The 17,061-nt window shown below is 71.5% G+C and carries 14 protein-coding genes; 8 read left to right on the forward strand and 6 right to left on the reverse strand.

All coding sequences use genetic code 11. The annotated features are described in order from the left end of the window. Nucleotides 1-39: 39 nt before the first annotated feature. Entirely contained in the window at nt 40-462 is a 423-nt protein-coding gene (locus tag MXD59_RS15485) for a DUF952 domain-containing protein (protein WP_504858353.1), read from the reverse strand. 141 nt (nt 463-603) lie between these two features. On the opposite strand from MXD59_RS15485, the gene MXD59_RS15490 reads away from it, so the two are divergent. Further along, complete coding sequence (locus tag MXD59_RS15490) at nt 604-1,296, forward strand: SDR family NAD(P)-dependent oxidoreductase (protein WP_248825445.1); 693 nt, start codon at nt 604-606, stop codon at nt 1,294-1,296. 63 nt (nt 1,297-1,359) lie between these two features. Here the strand turns inward: MXD59_RS15490 and ychF are convergent, their stop codons facing one another. Then, nucleotides 1,360-2,436, reverse strand: a complete 1,077-nt coding sequence (gene ychF / locus MXD59_RS15495; protein WP_248825446.1) for a redox-regulated ATPase YchF — start codon at nt 2,434-2,436, stop codon at nt 1,360-1,362. A 151-nt stretch (nt 2,437-2,587) separates the two neighbouring features. Between ychF and MXD59_RS15500 the strand changes: the two genes are divergently transcribed. The 3 genes from MXD59_RS15500 (at nt 2,588) to MXD59_RS15510 (ending at nt 6,265) form a co-directional block, all read left to right on the forward strand. After that, nucleotides 2,588-4,042 (forward strand): DNA recombination protein RmuC, encoded by a 1,455-nt coding sequence (locus MXD59_RS15500; protein WP_248825447.1) that lies wholly within the window; start codon nt 2,588-2,590, stop codon nt 4,040-4,042. Between the two features lie 93 nt (nt 4,043-4,135). After that, a complete protein-coding gene (locus MXD59_RS15505) occupies nt 4,136-4,714 on the forward strand; it encodes a DUF6542 domain-containing protein (protein ID WP_248825448.1) in 579 nt (192 codons plus the stop codon). Between the two features lie 549 nt (nt 4,715-5,263). Next, nucleotides 5,264-6,265 (forward strand): polysaccharide deacetylase family protein, encoded by a 1,002-nt coding sequence (locus MXD59_RS15510; RefSeq protein ID WP_248825449.1) that lies wholly within the window; start codon nt 5,264-5,266, stop codon nt 6,263-6,265. On the opposite strand, the gene MXD59_RS15515 is transcribed toward MXD59_RS15510, so the two are convergent. Both MXD59_RS15515 and glpX read right to left on the reverse strand, forming a co-directional pair. Continuing rightward, nucleotides 6,248-6,943: a sterol desaturase family protein gene (locus tag MXD59_RS15515; RefSeq protein ID WP_372512101.1), complete on the reverse strand. Its 696-nt coding sequence runs from the start codon at nt 6,941-6,943 to the stop codon at nt 6,248-6,250. The genes MXD59_RS15510 and MXD59_RS15515 overlap by 18 nt on opposite strands. A gap of 109 nt (nt 6,944-7,052) precedes the next feature. After that, nucleotides 7,053-8,039: a class II fructose-bisphosphatase gene (gene glpX / locus MXD59_RS15520; RefSeq protein ID WP_248825530.1), complete on the reverse strand. Its 987-nt coding sequence runs from the start codon at nt 8,037-8,039 to the stop codon at nt 7,053-7,055. A gap of 544 nt (nt 8,040-8,583) precedes the next feature. Between glpX and MXD59_RS15525 the strand changes: the two genes are divergently transcribed. Further along, nucleotides 8,584-9,168 carry a DUF4245 domain-containing protein gene (locus MXD59_RS15525; RefSeq protein WP_308301717.1) on the forward strand — a complete coding sequence of 195 codons (585 nt, stop codon included), beginning with the start codon at nt 8,584-8,586 and terminating at the stop codon, nt 9,166-9,168. 1,044 nt (nt 9,169-10,212) lie between these two features. Further along, complete coding sequence (locus MXD59_RS26990) at nt 10,213-10,596, forward strand: exodeoxyribonuclease VII small subunit (protein ID WP_308301718.1); 384 nt, start codon at nt 10,213-10,215, stop codon at nt 10,594-10,596. Here MXD59_RS26990 and xseA read toward each other — a convergent pair. Further along, a complete protein-coding gene (gene xseA / locus MXD59_RS15535; RefSeq protein WP_248825450.1) occupies nt 10,570-11,784 on the reverse strand; it encodes an exodeoxyribonuclease VII large subunit in 1,215 nt (404 codons plus the stop codon). The genes MXD59_RS26990 and xseA overlap by 27 nt on opposite strands. A 166-nt stretch (nt 11,785-11,950) precedes the next feature. Here xseA and MXD59_RS15540 point away from each other — a divergent pair, with 166 nt between their 5' ends. Further along, nucleotides 11,951-12,922, forward strand: coding sequence for a 4-hydroxy-3-methylbut-2-enyl diphosphate reductase (locus MXD59_RS15540; protein ID WP_163548945.1), 972 nt, complete (start codon nt 11,951-11,953; stop codon nt 12,920-12,922). A 210-nt stretch (nt 12,923-13,132) separates the two neighbouring features. Here the strand turns inward: MXD59_RS15540 and MXD59_RS15545 are convergent, their stop codons facing one another. After that, on the reverse strand, nt 13,133-14,281 hold the full coding sequence (locus MXD59_RS15545; RefSeq protein WP_248825451.1) for a Fic family protein: 1,149 nt from the start codon (nt 14,279-14,281) through the stop codon (nt 13,133-13,135). Nucleotides 14,282-14,407: 126 nt separating this feature from the next. On the opposite strand from MXD59_RS15545, the gene MXD59_RS15550 reads away from it, so the two are divergent. Then, nucleotides 14,408-16,801 carry a TIR domain-containing protein gene (locus MXD59_RS15550; protein WP_308301719.1) on the forward strand — a complete coding sequence of 798 codons (2,394 nt, stop codon included), beginning with the start codon at nt 14,408-14,410 and terminating at the stop codon, nt 16,799-16,801. Nucleotides 16,802-17,061: the final 260 nt, after the last annotated feature.

Raw genomic sequence — 17,061 nt, forward strand, 5'->3', positions numbered from 1 at the left:
GTCGCGGCCGCTCCCGCGACCGTGGTCGTGCGCCGATGGTCACCAGATGGTGGCCGGCATGCGGAAGGTGCCGTCCCGCTCCGGCGGGAACGGCACCACCACCGCCACCGCCCCGGCATCGATCGGGCCGTAGAGGTGCGGAAACCGCTCGTCGGTCGCCGTCGGCGCGGCCGTCGCCGCCGCCGGCCCGGCGACGCTGGACGGCGGCGCGGGCGGCTCCCAGCGCAACGGGGCGCTCAGCCGCCGCGGGTCGACCACGACGAGCAGCAGGTCGTCCCGTCCCCGGTAGTACCGGTTGGCGGTGGCGAGTACCTGCGCCGGGGTGGAGAAGTGGATGAACCCCTCGGCCCCGAGGCTCGCCGGCCGGTAGCCCGCCGCCCCCACCGACCAGGCCGAACGTTCGACCAGATGGCAGATCACCTGCTCGTCCGGTGCCGGTTTCTCGTCGACGGTCACCTGCACCAGTCTCCTCCCCGGCTCCACGCTCCTGCCTCGGGTTGTACCCCGCGCGGACCCCGCGCCCGACCGGTTCGCACCCAGGGGTGGAAAGGACCGTCGTGACGCCGGTGAGCATGGCGAGGCGAAGCGGGTGACGATGGACGCATGACCATCACATTCATCACCGGAGCGAACAAGGGTCTTGGCCGCGAGACCACCCGCCGGCTCGTCGAGGCCGGGCACACCGTGGTACTCGGGGCCCGCGACCAGGAGCGGGGCGCGGCGGCGGCGGCCGACCTCGGGGTGCGCTTCGTGCCCATCGACATCACCGACGACACGTCCGTCGCGACCGCCGCCGCCGACATCGAGCGGCACGAGGGCACCCTTGACGTTCTGATCAACAACGCCGGCATGCTCAGCCCGCAGGAGGACCCGAACAGCATCACCGGTGCCGACGCCCAGCGGCTCTTCGACGTCAACCTGTTCGGTGCGATCCGCACGACCTCGGCGTTCCTGCCGCTGCTGCGCCGCTCCCCGGACCCCGTGATCATCAACGTCACCAGCGGGCTGGGTTCACTCGCCCTCACCCATGATCCGTCGCGGGTGGAGTCGACGGTGAACGCCCCGCTCTACTGCGCGTCCAAGGCGGCGCTGACCATGCTCACCACCCAGTACGCGAAGGCCCTGCCCGGCGTGCGGATCAACGCCGTCGACCCCGGTTACACCGCGACCGATCTCAACGGCCACACCGGCACCCAGACGGTCACCGAGGGCACGGACGCCATCGTCGCCCTTGCCACCGAGGCGCCCGGCTCGCCCTCCGGGCGAGTCGTCGACCGCGCCGGCGAGCTGCCCTGATCCTGACGGGTCGGACGGGCCTGACAGGCCTGGTCCGGACGGTCGCAACCGGCCGGTGCCCGGTCAGACGTTGAAGCGGAACTCCACGACGTCGCCGTCGGCCATGACGTAGTCCTTGCCCTCCATGCGGACCTTGCCGGCGGCCCGGGCCGCGACCATGGAGCCGGCGGCCATCAGGTCGCCGTAGGAGACGATCTCGGCCTTGATGAAGCCACGCTGGAAGTCGGTGTGGATGACGCCGGCGGCCTCGGGGGCGGTGGAGCCGGCGGTGATCGTCCAGGCGCGGGCTTCCTTCGGGCCGGCGGTCAGGTAGGTCTGCAGGCCGAGGGTGTGAAAGCCGATCCGGGCCAGTTGAGCCAGGCCGCTCTCGCTCTGGCCGAGGGATTCCAGCAGCTCGGCGGCGTCGGCGTCGTCCAGTTCGGCGAGCTCGGCCTCGACCTTGGCGCACAGCACGATCGCGTCGGCCGGAGCGACCGAATCCACGAGCTCCTTGTGCTTGCCGGGGTCGGCGAGGACGTCCTCATCGACGTTGAACACGTAGAGGAACGGCTTGGCCGTCAGCAGGAACAGCTCCCGCAGCGCCTCACGGTCGATCTTCGGTTCGGACGAGATCGTCCGCCCCGCGTCGAGGACCTCCCGGGCGGCCTGCACCGCGGCGAGCTGTGGCTGCTTGGACCTGTCGACGCGGGCTTCCTTCTCGAGCCTGGGCAGCCGTGTGTCGAGAGTCTGCAGATCGGCGAGGATGAGCTCGGTGTTGATCGTCTCGATGTCGCTGGGCGGGTCCACCTTGCCCTCGACGTGGACCACGTCGGGGTCGGAGAACACCCGCACGACCTGGCAGATCGCATCGGACTCGCGGATGTTCGCCAGGAACCGGTTGCCCAGGCCCTGCCCCTCCGACGCGCCCCGGACGAGACCGGCGATGTCGACGAAGCTCACCGTCGCCGCCACCACGCGGGCGCTGTTGTACAGCGTGGCGAGCTGGCTCAGCCGCGGATCGGGCACACCGACCACACCGACGTTCGGCTCGATCGTCGCGAACGGGTAGTTCGCCGCGAGCACGTCGTTGTGGGTCAGGGCATTGAACAACGTGGACTTGCCGACGTTGGGCAACCCCACGATTCCGATCGACAGACCCATGGCGGATCAGTCTACGGGCCGCCCAACCCGCTGGCCGCGCCGCCGCCACCGGCACCACCGCCACCGTCCGGCCGCTGCCCTCGGAGCCGCCGCCACCACCGCCGGCGGGACCGGAGGCGGACCTGTCGGACGCGCGTGATTGCCTTGCGGTGTGGACACGACCAGCGCGCTGCTGACTCTCGTCGGGCTGGTGCTCGGTGCCGTCGGTGGCTTCCTCGCCGCCCGGGCGCTGGCCGATCCGCGCCACGCCGCTCTCTCCGGCGCCCACGCGACGGTGCTGCGTGAGCGGGACGAGGCCCGCGCGGCGAACGCCGCCGCACTGGAGCGCGCACAGCTCGCCGAGGCCGACGTGTCGGGTCTGCGCACGGCGCTGGAGTACGAGAAACGGTCGGCGGGCGAGCGGGTCGCCCTGGTCGAACAGAGCCAGCAGCGGCTCGCGGAGAGCTTTCAGGCGCTGTCCGCCCAGGCCCTGGCCGGGGCGAGCCAGCAGCTCGTCGAGCTCGCCACCGCCCGGTTCGACGAGGCCGGTGCCCGCGCCCGCGGCGATCTCGACGCCCGCCGCGCCGCCGTGGAGAGCATGGTGAGCCCGCTGGCCGACGCCCTCGGCCGGATGGAGGGGCGGCTGCGTGAGTTGGAGACCGCCCGCACCGAGGCGTACGCGTCACTGGTGGAGCAGGTCCGGTTCGCCCGGGAGGCGTCGGAGAACCTGCGTACGCAGACGGCCGCGCTCGTCACCGTCCTGCGCCGCCCGCAGGCCCGGGGTGCGTGGGGGGAGATGCAGCTACGCCGGGTCGCCGAGGTCGCCGGGATGCTCAACCGCTGTGACTTCACCGAGCAGCTCACCGTCCAGGGTGATGACGGGCCGCTGCGGCCCGACATGGTGGTGCACCTGGCCGGTGGGCGCAATGTCGCCGTCGACGCGAAGGTTCCGCTGGCGGCCTTCCTCGACGCCGCCGAAAGCACCGACGAGCGGTTCCGTACCGAGCGGATGGCCGCGCACGCCCGCCACCTGCGCACCCATGTCGACGGGCTCTCCGCCAAGTCGTACTGGCGGGCGCTGCCGTCCTCACCGGAGTTCGTCGTGCTGTTCGTGCCGGCGGAGGCCTTCCTCGCCCCCGCGCTCGACCACGACCCCGGGCTGCTGGAGCACGCCGCCGCCCGCAAGGTCATCATCGCGACGCCGACCACGCTGATCGCGATGCTGCGCACGATCGCGTACGCCTGGACCCAGGAGGCGCTCACCACTCGCACCCGGGAGATCTTCGAGCTCGGCCGCGATCTCTACACCCGGCTCGGCACGCTCGGCGAGCACCTCGACCGGCTCGGCCGCTCCCTGGGCCGCGCTGTCGGGGAGTTCAACGCCACCGTCGGCTCGCTGGAAAGCCGCGTCCTGACCCCCGCCCGCAGGCTGGCCGCGATGAACGTGGTCGAGGGCGCGCTGCCCAGCCCCGGTCCGGTCGAGACGGGGGTACGCCCGCTGTCAGCCGCCGAGCTGCTTCCCGACGGCCAGCGGATATCAGAGACCGGCCGGCTGGCGGATACCCGGCAGACGGACATCAAGGACAAAGGCCCAGAAAGGCTACTCGATCACGACACAAAGCAGTGATTCGAACACGGATAGCTCCAACGCGGACGGGGGGAACGCCGTCGGATCCATCGTCCTGACGCACAGGAAATCCGCGGGCGGTACCTTGCGTTCGTGAGTGTGCCGCCACATCGGCAGTCAGCCAGGCCGCCGGGCAGATCCCCGCGCGCCGACCGGTTCGACGATCCGTATGTCCGCGGTTCGCGCGGCCGGCCGGGCGGAGCGCCGTCCACCCTGGTCACGGGGAGCCGGCGCGGTCTGACGGCGCTGGGCACCGCACTGGTGGTTCTGGTCCTCGGCGGGATCGGCGCCGCGATCGACATCGCGATCTTCGGCTCGTTGAAGTACGCCTTCGGCCTCCTGTTCATCGGCGCCTGCGTCCTGGTCGCCCTGCGGGTCCACACCGACGACCTGCTCGGCGTGGTGATCATGCCGCCGCTGGTGTTCGCGCTCATCACCATCGGGGTGGGCTACCTGCACCCCTCGACCGGTAGCGGCAGTTCGGGCCTTCGGGACAAAGTGCTCGACATCGCCTCGGAGCTGATCCTGCACGCGCCGATCCTGCTGGCGGCGTTCCTCCTGGTCCTGCTGATCGCCCTGTTTCGCGGCCGCCGGGCGCAGATCGCTCGCCGGGAACGCCTCCGGGCGTCCGCCGCCCACCCGAACGAGCGCCGAGGCCGTCCGCAGCACTGATGGAGGGACATCCATCCATGCGCTCATCCTGGTGGGACAGGTGTCGCTGCGGCCACAGCCGCACCGATCACCGGCACTACCGCAAGGGCGATGACTGCGCGCTGTGCGCCTGCCCGGGGTTCTCCCACCTTCGGCCGCGCCACCGGCACTCCGAGCCGCCCGCCCCGCCCACCCCGTCCGGAGAGGCCCCCACGCCTCGCTGACGGCGCAATGCCAGCCCCATACTCGGCCATCCAGCGCCCTATGGACGTGGCACAAAGATAGCCAGAAAAAATCGCAATACGTTTAAATGACACCCGGATGGCGGGGTGGCGACGGCCGGCCGGATGCCCGCCGCTGGCACATCACTTGCCTTTGCAGCTGCCCGTGCTACATTCCATCCCCATCACGGTATGACCATCTCGGATCCACCCCTCGGACGCACTTCGGTGTCGTTCACCCGTGCCGCACCCACAGCCGCGGCACCCGCAGGGAGGTCTCCTTGTCGTTCGCACCGAGGACATCCGCCGGGGCGATAGCGGCCGGTCTGCGATGTCGTGTCACCCGTCCATGGTGACGGCCGGGCAGTATCCGTCCGACCATGGGCAGCTGGTACCTATTCTGCGGTACCGCTCCTTCGATCCGCAGCCGTCCCGTGGTTCCCGGCGTCGTCCGATGATGCTGACGGCCTTCGCCCGGCACTGCCAGCTGATCGCGGCGTCCGGTCGGCAGACGATGAGCCTCTCGGGCTACATGAGCACGGCCGGTTCGTCCGCGGCTCCACCTCGGCCGCTCGTCATCACGATTGATGACGGCGGCGGGATGACAATGACCGCGCTGCGCCTGCTCGTCGAGTTCGGACTGACCGCGACCGTGTTCGTCACCAGTTCCCGGGTGGACGATCCGGGCTATTTCCACCGGACGGACCTGCACCGCATCCGCGGCCTGGGAATCGAGATCGGCGGTTCCGGACATACCGGCCGGCCACTCAATGAACTGGCCCGCACCGATGTCATCACCGAGCTGACCCTTTCCCGGCGGCGACTCGCCGGTTCGGTCGGTGACGAGCCGCGGACCTTCGCCTACCCAGGCGGCGGATACGACCTTTCCGTCCGAAAACTGGTGATCTCCGCCGGTTACAGTTCGGCCTGCGCGGTCCGCGAGGTGCTGTCCCATCCGCACGACGACCGGTTCGCCCTGGCTCGGCTGACGGTCGACGCCACCACCGCCGACAGCCGGCTGGTGGCCTGGCTCGGCGGTTTCGGACGCTGCGAGCCACATCCCGTGCCCGGCACCGACCGGCTGCTACGCCTGCGCCGCATCGGCCGGACCGTCGGCCCGTTCCGCCCCCGCCTGGGTCGCACGGACCTGCGCCCCGGCGGCCTCGCTCCGGCTCGGCTCGACCCGGTCGACCTCGCAGCCGCGTGCCCTGGCCCGGTGGACGACGGCGACCCGGCCAGTCTCGACCCAGCAGGTCTCGAGACGGCCGGTCTCGAGACAGTGGGTTGTGGCCTCACGGCACTGTCGTCCTCGGTCGAGGCCGCGCAGGCCGGATCAGCCGCTGGCGGGTGACCGGGCCACGGCGTCCCGGTGGGGGGCTGTCCGCAGGACGAGGTCCCCGAGTGGGCTGGTGACGCCGAGCCAGTACCGCTCGTTGCGGTAGTGGTGCAGCCGGTGCCCGCGCCACAGGGCGTGGTGGTAGCGCGAGCGCGGCGGGACGCGGGTGTGCAGCAGGAAGTGCGTCCAGTCGTAGGCGAGGACGCCGACCGCGGCGCACAACGTGCCGGTGGACAGCCAGACCGGGCCGAAGGCGGCCGAGGCGAGCCCCAGCGCGGTGCCGGTCAGCACCTCGCGGGGGCGCAGGAACATCGTGTCCAGGTTCGTCGGGTCCTGATGATGCTGTTCGTGGCCGTGCCCGGCCAGTTGGTAACCGACCGAACCGAACCTGGTCCCGGGGCTCGCGTGCAACAGCAGGCGGTGCACACCCCACTCGACGAACGGCTGGGCGAGCACGGCACCGCAGACAATGGCGCCGTCGCGCCGCAGCCGCCAGGGCCCGCGGCTGAACCGCACCGCGGCGAGCGTGCCGACGCAGCCAAGCAGCACCGGTGGCCGGGGATGGCCCAGGAACCGGCGGGCGGCCGCCCCCAGGGTGCGGACCTCCGCCGCGCTGCCATGCGGACCAGGCCGATCCAGCCGATCCAGCCGATCCAACAGGCGGGGCCGGGGTCGCGCCGGGACCCGCGACAGCGGCTGGCGCGACAGGCCCCCGAACGCGGCGAGGCGGTGGCGCGGGCCGACGCCGGGAGAAGTGGGTGAGGGTACCGTCACGTGTCGTACGCCTCCCCGCTGCTGCCGCCTAGAACGGGACGGTGGAGTACGCCTGCAGCTTGGTGAGCTGGTGCTGGCTGTCCACCCGCCGGATGGTGCCCGAGCGCGACCGCATGACCAGCGAGGACGTGCTGGCGCCACCTGGCCGGTACCGTACCCCGGCGAGCAGCTCGCCATCGGTGATTCCGGTGGCGACGAAGAAGACGTTGTCGCTGGCCACGAGATCCCGGGTGGACAGCACCCGGCTGGGGTCCTGGCCGGTCTCGAGGAGCCTCTGACGCTCGGCGTCGTCGCGCGGCCACAGCCGTCCCTGGATCACACCACCGAGGCAGGTCACCGCGCAGGCCGTGATGATCCCCTCGGGGGTGCCGCCGATACCCAGCAGCAGGTCGACGCCGGTGCCGGCGCTGGCGGCCATCACGGCGCCGGCGACGTCACCATCCGAGATCAGCTTGACCCGGGCGCCGGAGGCGCGGATCTCGGCGACCAGTTCGGTGTGCCGCGGCCGGTCGAGCACGACGACCGTGACATCGCGCGGATGGATCGTCTTCGCCTTGGCCACGGCCCGCACGTTGTCCTCGACGGAGGCGGTGATGTCCACCACGTCGGCCGCTTCCGGACCGGTGACCAGCTTCTCCATGTAGAAGCAGGCGGTCGCGTCGTACATCGAGCCACGTTCGCTGACGGCCATGACCGACACCGCGTTGTTCATGCCCTTGGCGGTCAGGGTCGTGCCGTCCACCGGGTCGACGGCGACATCGCAGTCGGGGCCCTCGCCCGAGCCGACCTGCTCGCCGTTGAACAGCATGGGGGCTTCGTCCTTCTCCCCCTCGCCGATGACGACCACGCCGCGCATCGACACGGTGCCCACGAGCCGGCGCATCGCGTCGACCGCGGCGCCGTCAGCCCCGTTCTTGTCGCCCCGGCCGACCCAGCGTGCGGCGGCGAGCGCCGCGGCCTCGGTGACCCGGACGAGTTCGAGCGCGAGGTTACGGTCCGGTGCCTGCCCCTGCACGGCCAGCGTGTCGGGAACGGCGTTGGGATCGGACCCGGCCGCGGCAGCCGACCCCGCGTCGGGGCCGGCGGTGGGGCTGGCGGCGGTGGCGTGAGCGTCGGAAGGCACGGCGCTGAGCCTAGTTCGACTACCCCTTGGACGCCCGAGATAGCCGTCCGCGGGGCGGAGCTGGCATCTGATCAGCCTACTGCGCAGGACCTGGCAGACCCGGCCGCAGCGGCCATCCGGGCTGTCATCCGAACGACATTCACATCGCCGAGAACTGCGGCGCAACCTTCGGGCCCCACTCGGCGTCAAACGCTGCGATCGGGCGGGCGTCACGCGGAGGGGGCGTGACGGCCGCCCGAGTACGTTCTCGGCCCAGGCGTCGCGCCGCAGGTCAGGCCATGCGTCCCACACGGGTGCGCGACCACCCGCCGTGCCGTCGGCGGCGGGCCGGTGGCGGCGGCTGGCGACCGGGTGGTGACCGGTCGATGGCCCGGATGTGGCCTGTGCGGTCGGTCCCGGCGCCCCGTTCGGCGGCCGGTACCTGGAAGATGGGGTCGTGGCACAACGACAGCGGCGCGGCCAGGAAACTGTCCGCGACATGGTTCTCTCCCTCGGCGTGGTCATGGCCGGCGTCGCGATCTTCGTCATCTTCGTGATGCCCCGCGGCAACAACGAACAGGCGATCAAGGTCGTCGCGACGGCCCAGCCCATGGCGGCCTTCGCCCGGCAGTCCCCCTTCACGCCCGTGCTGCCCGTCGGCCTGCCGGCGGATGTGTGGAAGCCCACGTCGCTGCGGGTGCAGCTGCCGGTGAGCAGCTCCTCGAGCAGCCAGACCGCGCAGGCCTCGATCGGTTACGTCATCGACCGCTCCGGTCACCGCACGTTCGCCCGCCTGCGCGAGACCAATGCGCCGGACGCCGTGCAGACCCTGCTCGGCGACCGCCCGAGCAGCGGCACGGTGGACGTCAACGGGGAGTCCTGGCAGGCCCGCCCCGACCATCATGGCCATGTGGCGATCACGCACACCCAGGGCGGCGTCACGATCGTCCTCGACGACGGTGACGGCAAGGGCGGCGGCGCCACCCAGGCGGACCTGATCACCCTCGCCCGCGCCCTGCGCCCCGTCGAACCCGCCACCTGACCGCTCGTCGCCACCAGAACCCCGCCTGGCCCGGCGACGCCTAATGACGGGTCCTGGCCTATTGACAGTCGGATGGAGTTGACAGTCGAATGGCGCCTTGACGGCCGAATGGCACCGAAATCCTTCACCTGATTCTGTGCGCGGGTCCGCCGCCGCGGCTCGTATGGGTGGTGGCCGGCTGGGCAGTGGACGGAGCACAATTGCGCGCTTGCGCGTGAGGCCAGCCGCCGGGGTGACGGCCAGACCGTTACGTCAAAGATGTGCGCCGATATCGGCGGCGCGCCCGTCCGGCCGGACCGGCCCAACGGGGAACCCCGGCGCCTCCCCGCCCAGGACCGGCGAGGGCGGGTGTCGTCAGCGCTCGGCGATGCCCGCGGCGACCGACGACGGGCCGCCCGGATGCCCGTCCTGCCCGTCGCCCAGCGCCGTGGCCACGGGAATCAGCACCGCCAGGCCGAGCACCAGGCCCGCCGCCCGCCGGACCAGCGGCCGCGCGGATCGCAGTGACCGAAGGGAATCACCGGGCCGCGAGGACCACCGGGGACTCAGGGGCGCGGCGGACCGGGGCCGCCGGCTGGCGGGAGCACCCACAGCCGGGTGTTGGGGTGTCGGACGTGCGCCGGGCATGCGTGTTACCTCCGGACCACCCGCGGCGGAGCGGTCAGCCAGACGGAGCCGGCGCGAGCCGGACACCGTGAATCGGAAACGTCTCGCGGTGACCTCGAACGTCGGTGACCTCGCACCTCAGCGACCTCGCACCTCAGCGACCTTGCGCTCCGGTCATCCCGCACACCGGTGACCTTGTACTATAGATCTTTCCCAGACCATCCCACTACGACCATTATTGTCCACGGATTGGTACCACGTTGCGTGGAGTGCGGGTGGGATTTCATCGGCGGACACACCACCGAGGTGCGGCGGATCGCGTCCGCAATACTGGTGGATGGGCTGGCGGGAATGCGTCTGGACGCGCCGGAGGCGGCGCGGTCGGCCCGGGGGTCCACATTGACAAAGAATTGATCGCACGACGGCCCGGAGGTGGCAATGCCGGAAAGTTCCCGGACCACGACACGTAGTGACAAAGCTGGCACTCGACCCACCGACCGCGCGCCCCATGGCGACGACGGCGAGCACGACGCATCGTCACCAGCCGGTGCTCCCACCTCGGGTGTCCCGGATGCGCCGCGGTCACCGGCCAGCTATGAGCAGGCCCGGGCGGAGCTGGAGGAGGTCGTCCACCAGCTGGAGGCCGGTGGTGTGACGCTGGAGCAGTCGCTCGCGCTGTGGGAACGCGGCGAACAGCTCGCGCACGCCTGCCAGGCGTTCCTCGACGGCGCCCGCGCCCGCCTGGCCGCCGCCGACCCCGCACGACCCGCTGGCGCTGACGCCGGGGCCGGGGCGTCAGGCGTCCGCGACGACGGCGTGTAGCTGGCCGCCGGCTACCCGCACGGCCAGGCCGTCGCCCACCGTCACCTCGCCGGGCTGCCGCAGGACCGCCCCGTCGGACGCCCGTTGGACCACGGCATAGCCGCGTTCGAGCGTGGCCGCCGGCGAGAGCGCCCGCATCCGTGCCCGGCTCGCCACGACATCACGCTCGGCGACCTCGAGGGCGTGGCCGACGCAGCGGCGGGCGCGGGCCCGCAACGCCGTGACGTCCTGCTGGCGGCGATCCAGCTCGCCCCAGGGGGCGGCGAGGACCGGACGGCGGCGCAGGTCGGCGAGCCGACGTTCCTCCCGCTCGAGCCGGTGGCCGAGGGCTCGCCGCCCGCGGGTGCGCAGCTGGCTGACCGCCGCCGCCTGTTCGCCGACGTCGGGCACGACCCGTTTGGCCGCGTCGGTCGGCGTGGAGGCCCGCAGATCCGCCACGAAGTCGAGCAGGGGGGCGTCCTGCTCGTGTCCGATGGCCGACACCACCGGGGTTCGCGCCGCCACGACCGCCCGCAGCAACGCCTCGTCCGAGAAGGGCAGCAGGTCTTCCAGTGAGCCGCCGCCGCGCGCGATGACGATCACCTCCACCTCGGGGCGTGCATCAAGATCGCGAAGCGCCTCGATCACCTGGCCGACGGCCAGCGGGCCCTGCACCGCCACCTCACGCAGCTCGATGCGCACCGCCGGCCAGCGCCGACGCGCGTTCTCCACGACATCGCGCTCGGCGGCGCTCGCCCGCCCCGTGATCAGCCCGACGACCGCCGGCAGGAACGGCAGGCGGCGTTTGCGGGACGCCGCGAACAGCCCTTCGGCGGCGAGGGTGGCCCGCAGCTGCTCGAGCCGGGCCAGCAGCGCCCCGACACCGAGCGGGCGAATCTCCGTCACCGCCAGGGAAAGCGTGCCGCGCCCCGGGTGGAACGACGGCTTGCCCCACACCACTACCCGCGCCCCGTCGACCAGCGCGGGACCCACCGCATCGCACACAGCACGCGGGCAGGTCACCCGCAAGGAGATATCCGCCACGGGGTCCCGAAGGGTGAGGAAAACAGTGCCCATTCCGGGCCGCCGTACCAGCTGCGTCACCTGCCCCTCGACCCACACCCGGCCGAGCCGGTGAATCCACTCCCCGACCGCGCGCGAGACGGTGCGCACCGGCAAGGGCTGCTCGGGTGTCGAGGTCAAGGCCATGTGGGGCACCGTAGCGGGGACGTCCGACAACTTTTCGGACGGCCGTGAAGCCACCCCGAACGCCACCGAACGGCCCTTGCCCGGACCGGTGAGGACGGGTTCACCAGAGGGTGATGCATCCCCCGAGCCTCTTGGCGAACGGCCCTGACCGCGTAGACTGCCCTGCATGGGCCGGGTCCTTCTTGCCAAGCCGCGCGGCTACTGCGCCGGTGTCGATCGAGCTGTCGTGACCGTGGAGAAGGCGCTGGAGCTCTACGGCTCACCTGTCTATGTGCGCAAGCAGATTGTGCACAACCTGCACGTCGTCAGGACGTTGGAAGCCAAGGGCGCAATCTTCGTCGATGAGACGGACGAAGTGCCCGAAGGTGCCACCGTCGTGTTCTCCGCGCACGGTGTGGCGCCGACAGTGCACGAGGAGGCCGCCACGCGTCAGCTTCGCACCATCGACGCGACGTGCCCCCTGGTCACCAAGGTCCACTCCGAGGCGCGCCGTTTCGCTCGGGAGGATTACGACATCCTCCTGATCGGCCACGAGGGTCACGAGGAAGTCGTGGGTACCACCGGGCAGGCGCCCGAGCGTATTCACCTGGTCGACGGTCCGGAGGACGCCGCGCACGTCGTCGTCCGCAACCCCGAGCACGTCGCCTTCCTCTCCCAGACCACCCTGTCCGTCGACGAGACGATGACCACGGTGAACGCTCTGCGGGAGCGGTTCCCGCTGCTGCAGGGTCCGCCGAACTCGGACATCTGCTACGCCACCCAGAACCGCCAGGTCGCCGTCAAGGACATCGCCGACAAGGTCGAGCTCCTGATCGTCGTCGGCTCGGCCAACTCCTCGAACTCCGTCCGCCTCGTCGAGGTCGCCCTCGACGCCGGCGCCCCGGCCTCCTACCTGGTGGACGACTCCACCGAGGTTCAGGACAGCTGGCTCGACGGGGTCGAGACCGTCGGCGTCACCTCCGGCGCCTCCGTCCCCGAGGAACTCGTCACCGGCGTCATGGCCTGGCTCGCCGAGCGCGGCTTCGCTGACGTCGAGGAGATCACCTCCGCCGACGAGCACCTCCTGTTCGCGCTGCCCCCGGAGCTCCGCCGCGACATGCGGGCCCGCGAGCGGGAGCGCGAGACCGCCGCTTCCTAGCGGCCTAGCTTCACCAGCGCGGCCTAGCTTCACCAGCGTCCACCCGACCGACCTTCCACGCCGCGGTGTCCACCTGGCCTGGCACCGATCTCCCGCAGATCGGCATCCAGCCCTCGGGCGCCGCGGCGTCGTCGTTCCCGCCCGACCCCACCTGACCCGTCGGATGGCCCCCGCGCCCTGCCCGCGCCACCTCCGGGTGACGAAGCGGGTTCAGGCGTCGCCGTACGGATCACGCAGCGGCTGGCTGGTGATCGCGACACGGGCGGCCCGTTCGGCCTGGGCGGCCGGGCCGGCGGCGAGGTAGCGCTGGGTGCGGCCATGCCCGGCTTCCTCGATCAGCCCCGCGGCCCGGAGCGCCTGAAGGTCACGGATCGCCTGGTCACGGGTGAGCCCCTCGTCGCGCATGTAGGTGGTGCGGCGCACGCCATCCGGCCGGGCGGCGGCGTACACAGCCGCGATCGTGCGCTCACCGAGCCCGGCCATCGCGACCCGCTCCGCCAGGACCCGCCAGACCTCGGCCGCCATGTCCAGACGTCGCTGCACCACCTGGGCCTGCAGATGGTGCGCCCGCAGACAGAACCGCACCCAGTCATGCGCGTCCCGCTCAGGCTGGAAGCGGCCACCCTGTGCCGCGCCAAGCGCCGCGTAGTACATCGCCGTGTTGTGCGGAGATGACCCGAGCCATTCCTCGATGCTGGCGAACTCCGGTGCCAGCACCAGCTGGCGGGCGAGCACCAGGGTGTGCAGGCAGCGGGCCATCCGTCCATTGCCGTCACGCCAGGGGTGAATGCTGACAAGGTTCAGGTGCGCCATCGCCGCCCGCACATATCCGGGGGCATCCAGATCGCCGTCCTGAAGCCAGCCGCACAGCTCGACCATGAGGGACGGGACATCCTCGGCCGGCGGCCCGGTGTAGACGGGTGGATTGTCCGGTGCGCCGGAGACCCAGATCGGCCCCAGCCGGTAACGGCCGGGCGAGCGGTCCAACTCCCCGCGCAGCATCATGAAATGCAGCGCCGAGAGCAGCATCGGGTCATAGCCGAACACCTCGAACCGCGCGGCCTGCAGCACGTAGGTCAGTGCGTCGCTGTAGCCGGCGACCGCGGCCCGGGTCCGCGCGTCGTGCTCGGTCAGCATCTCCTCGCCGGCGACGATCGCCTCGGCATCCGCCTGTCCGACCGTATGGCCCTCGATCGTGTTGGAGCCCCGGACAGCCCCCGCGATCATGCTGCGCCGCAGCTGCCCCAACCACCGGCGCGGCTCGGCGACGTGGTGGCGAAGTGTTCCGCGGAACACCTCGAGCTCGCCCAGCACCCGCTCATCGGCCGCATCCATCGCCGGGACCTCGAACAGCGCCATGCGATGATGCTACAAGCCTCGTAGCATCATCGCACAGTCGCGGTGGCGTTTCTTCCGTGAAATCCAACACCCGCACCTCGCGGAGCACGTACCAACACCGCCTCCTGATGCGTTGGGCGACGACCTGTGGGCTTAACGTGTCAGGAATCGTCCCGACTGTGGCGGGGTGACGGTGTCGGCGAAACGGGAACACATAACGCTGACAGGAGTTTTGCCGGCTTCATCTCGTATGGGCGTCCCGACCAGCCGTGGGTGCGCACGCTCGCGGAGAACCTGGAGCGCGCCGGGCTGCGCATGTGGTTCGACGAGTGGGAAGTTCAGTTCGGGCAGAACATCGTGCACAGGATGGATGCCGGCATACGGGATTCGCGCCTGGGCATCGTCGTGGTCAGCCCGCACTCGATGGCGGGGGGCTGGGTCGCCGAGGAGTACGCGGCGATGCTCAACCGGACGGTCAAGGGCGATTTCCGCCTGATCCCAGTGCTGCTCGCGGACGCGGAGATGCCGCCGATGCTGGCGACCCGTTCCTGGGTCGATTTCCGCCAGACGGCCGATCCGGCCAGTTACAAGGCCGCGGTACGCCAGCTCATCGCGGCTCTGCGCGGCGAGCGGGCCCCGCGGCCGGCCGTCGACGGCACGATCCGTCCACCGCCCGGGCAGGCGTTCGTGGCGGAGGGACCGCGGAACGCGACCCTGCGGTTCCGCGGAACCGCTGTCACCCTGACCGCCCCGGACGGCGAGACCGTCACCGGCACCGCCGCGGGGCTCGACTGGTCCGCCCAGCAGGTCCTCTGGCGGATGCAACGAGCCAGGGCCCGCCGGCCGGGTGGCGAAGCGGCGCCCCTGCGAGCCGCGGCGACGGCGACCGCCACCGCGGAACCGCTGGCCCAGGCGCTGCGCGCGGCGGGTCGCATGCTGGGCGAGCGGCTGCTCCCCCACGAGATCGCGACCCGCCTGGCCACCGAGGTCGGTGCCGCGGTACGCGCCGGCGTCTCCCTGCGCCTGGCCCTCGACCTCGCCGAAGACCCCACCGACGCGACCCCGGAGACATCCGCCGAGACCCCGGAGGCATCCGCCGAGGCCGCGGCGCTGGCCAGTGAGTACGCGGAGCTGCCGTGGGAGACCCTCACGCTGCCGGGTGAGGACCGTCCGCTGGTGCTGCATCCCTCGGTCGAGCTGCACCGCACCGTCAGCGGCCTCGGGCCCACCTCGGCGATGGGCATCCCCGGGCCGTTGCGCATCCTCGCGGTGATCGCGAGCCCGGAGCGTGGCGGCGGCGAACTGCTCGACCACGAGGCCGAACTCGCCCGCATCCTGGACGCCGTCGAACCGGCCCGCCGCCAGGGCCGGGGCCGGGCGTATGTGCGCATCCTGAACTGGGGCAGCCGCGAGGCCATCCACGCCGCGTTGAAGCAGGAACGGTTCCACATCCTGCACATCTCCTGCCACGCCCGCCCGGGTGAGCTGATCCTTGAGACAGCCACCGGCGAGGCCGACCCGGTGGACGCGTCCACGTTCGCGACGAAGATCCTGATCCGCGACCGGGGCGTCCCCCTGGTCGTGCTCGCCGGCTGCTCCACCGCCCTGGCCGCGCGCGGCACGCCATCCCCCGCCGGCGAAGGCGAAGGCGAAGGTGCGGGTGAAGGCGAAGCTCAGCTACCCGCGCTGGCCCGTGGGCTGCTCGCGCACGGTGTGCCCGCGGTGCGCGCGATGACCACGTCGGTCAGCGACCTGTACGCGACCGAACTGACCAGCCGCCTGTACGCCGAGCTCGCGGGACGTGAGGTGGTCGACCCACTGGCCGCCCTGTCGGATGCCCGCCGGGCCGTCGAGGCGCAGCGGGCGGCGCTGGCGGAGTGGGCGACACCCACGCTGTACCTGCGCGGGCCCTGCTGCGTTCGCTGCGTGGCGCGCGGACCGGTGTCGTCATCCACGGGTCTCGGCGGTGTCGGCAAGTCCACCCTCGCCGCGCAGCTGGTGACCACCGCCGGCGGCGACGACGACCCGGGCCTGCTGGTCTCCCTGACCGGCCTGGTCGCCGTCGACCAGATCCTGCTCACCGTCGCCGACCGCCTGCACTCCTGGTGCCTGGCCCACGAACTCCCCGAACGGGACGTGCTCCGCGCCCTGGTCGGCGAGCTCCGCTCCGGCCAGACAGCATGGCGGCGGCGACTTGATCTGCTCGCCGAGCATCTCCTACCCCGGGCAAGCGTGACGCTGCTGCTGGACAACGCCGAGGACGTCCTCACCCCGGACGGCCCCGGCTGCCGAAGAACGCTACCGCCAATCCCTCACCCTCGACGAGGAACTCGGCAACCGCGCCGGCATCGCCACCTCCACCTCCCAGATCGGCGCCCTGTATACCGAGCAGAAACGAGCGGCGGAAGCCGTTCCCTACAACCTCGCGAGCCTTTCCATCCGCCTTGGGATCGAATCTCCAGAAGCAGGGACAGATCTGCACTGGCTGCGACGGCAGCGGGAGATGCTCGGCGAGAAGGAATTTCGAGTGGTTCTCGGTGAGCATGTTGACCCCGGGATCGTTTCAGACCTTCTCGACCTCCTTGACAGGTCCGGGAACCAGGCCGAGCAGACAGGCGCTGGGCGAGGGGTCGGTGAGGAGCGTGGCGTGGGATCGCCGAGCGGCGGCCGCCGGAGGGCGGGGCTGTGGCAGGTGCTGCGGGGGCGGCGCGGGGGCGGTAGTCGCGGCCGGGCGGGGTGGTGCTCGGCGCGGTGGAGGTGTTGTGAGAGGGCCCATGCGCACCGTCGTGGGGGGACCGTAC

Source organism: Frankia umida (assembly GCF_023242945.1).
GTDB classification, from domain to species: domain Bacteria; phylum Actinomycetota; class Actinomycetes; order Frankiales; family Frankiaceae; genus Frankia; species Frankia umida.

Coding starts and splice junctions, on each gene's coding strand:
- MXD59_RS26990 (WP_308301718.1), top strand. CDS start 10,213: ATGCCGGAAAGTTCCCGGACCACGACACGTAGTGACAAAGCTGGCACT.
- MXD59_RS15510 (WP_248825449.1), top strand. CDS start 5,264: ATGGTGACGGCCGGGCAGTATCCGTCCGACCATGGGCAGCTGGTACCT.
- MXD59_RS15545 (WP_248825451.1), bottom strand. CDS start 14,281: ATGGCGCTGTTCGAGGTCCCGGCGATGGATGCGGCCGATGAGCGGGTG.
- MXD59_RS15540 (WP_163548945.1), top strand. CDS start 11,951: ATGGGCCGGGTCCTTCTTGCCAAGCCGCGCGGCTACTGCGCCGGTGTC.
- ychF (WP_248825446.1), bottom strand. CDS start 2,436: ATGGGTCTGTCGATCGGAATCGTGGGGTTGCCCAACGTCGGCAAGTCC.
- xseA (WP_248825450.1), bottom strand. CDS start 11,784: ATGGCCTTGACCTCGACACCCGAGCAGCCCTTGCCGGTGCGCACCGTC.
- MXD59_RS15490 (WP_248825445.1), top strand. CDS start 604: ATGACCATCACATTCATCACCGGAGCGAACAAGGGTCTTGGCCGCGAG.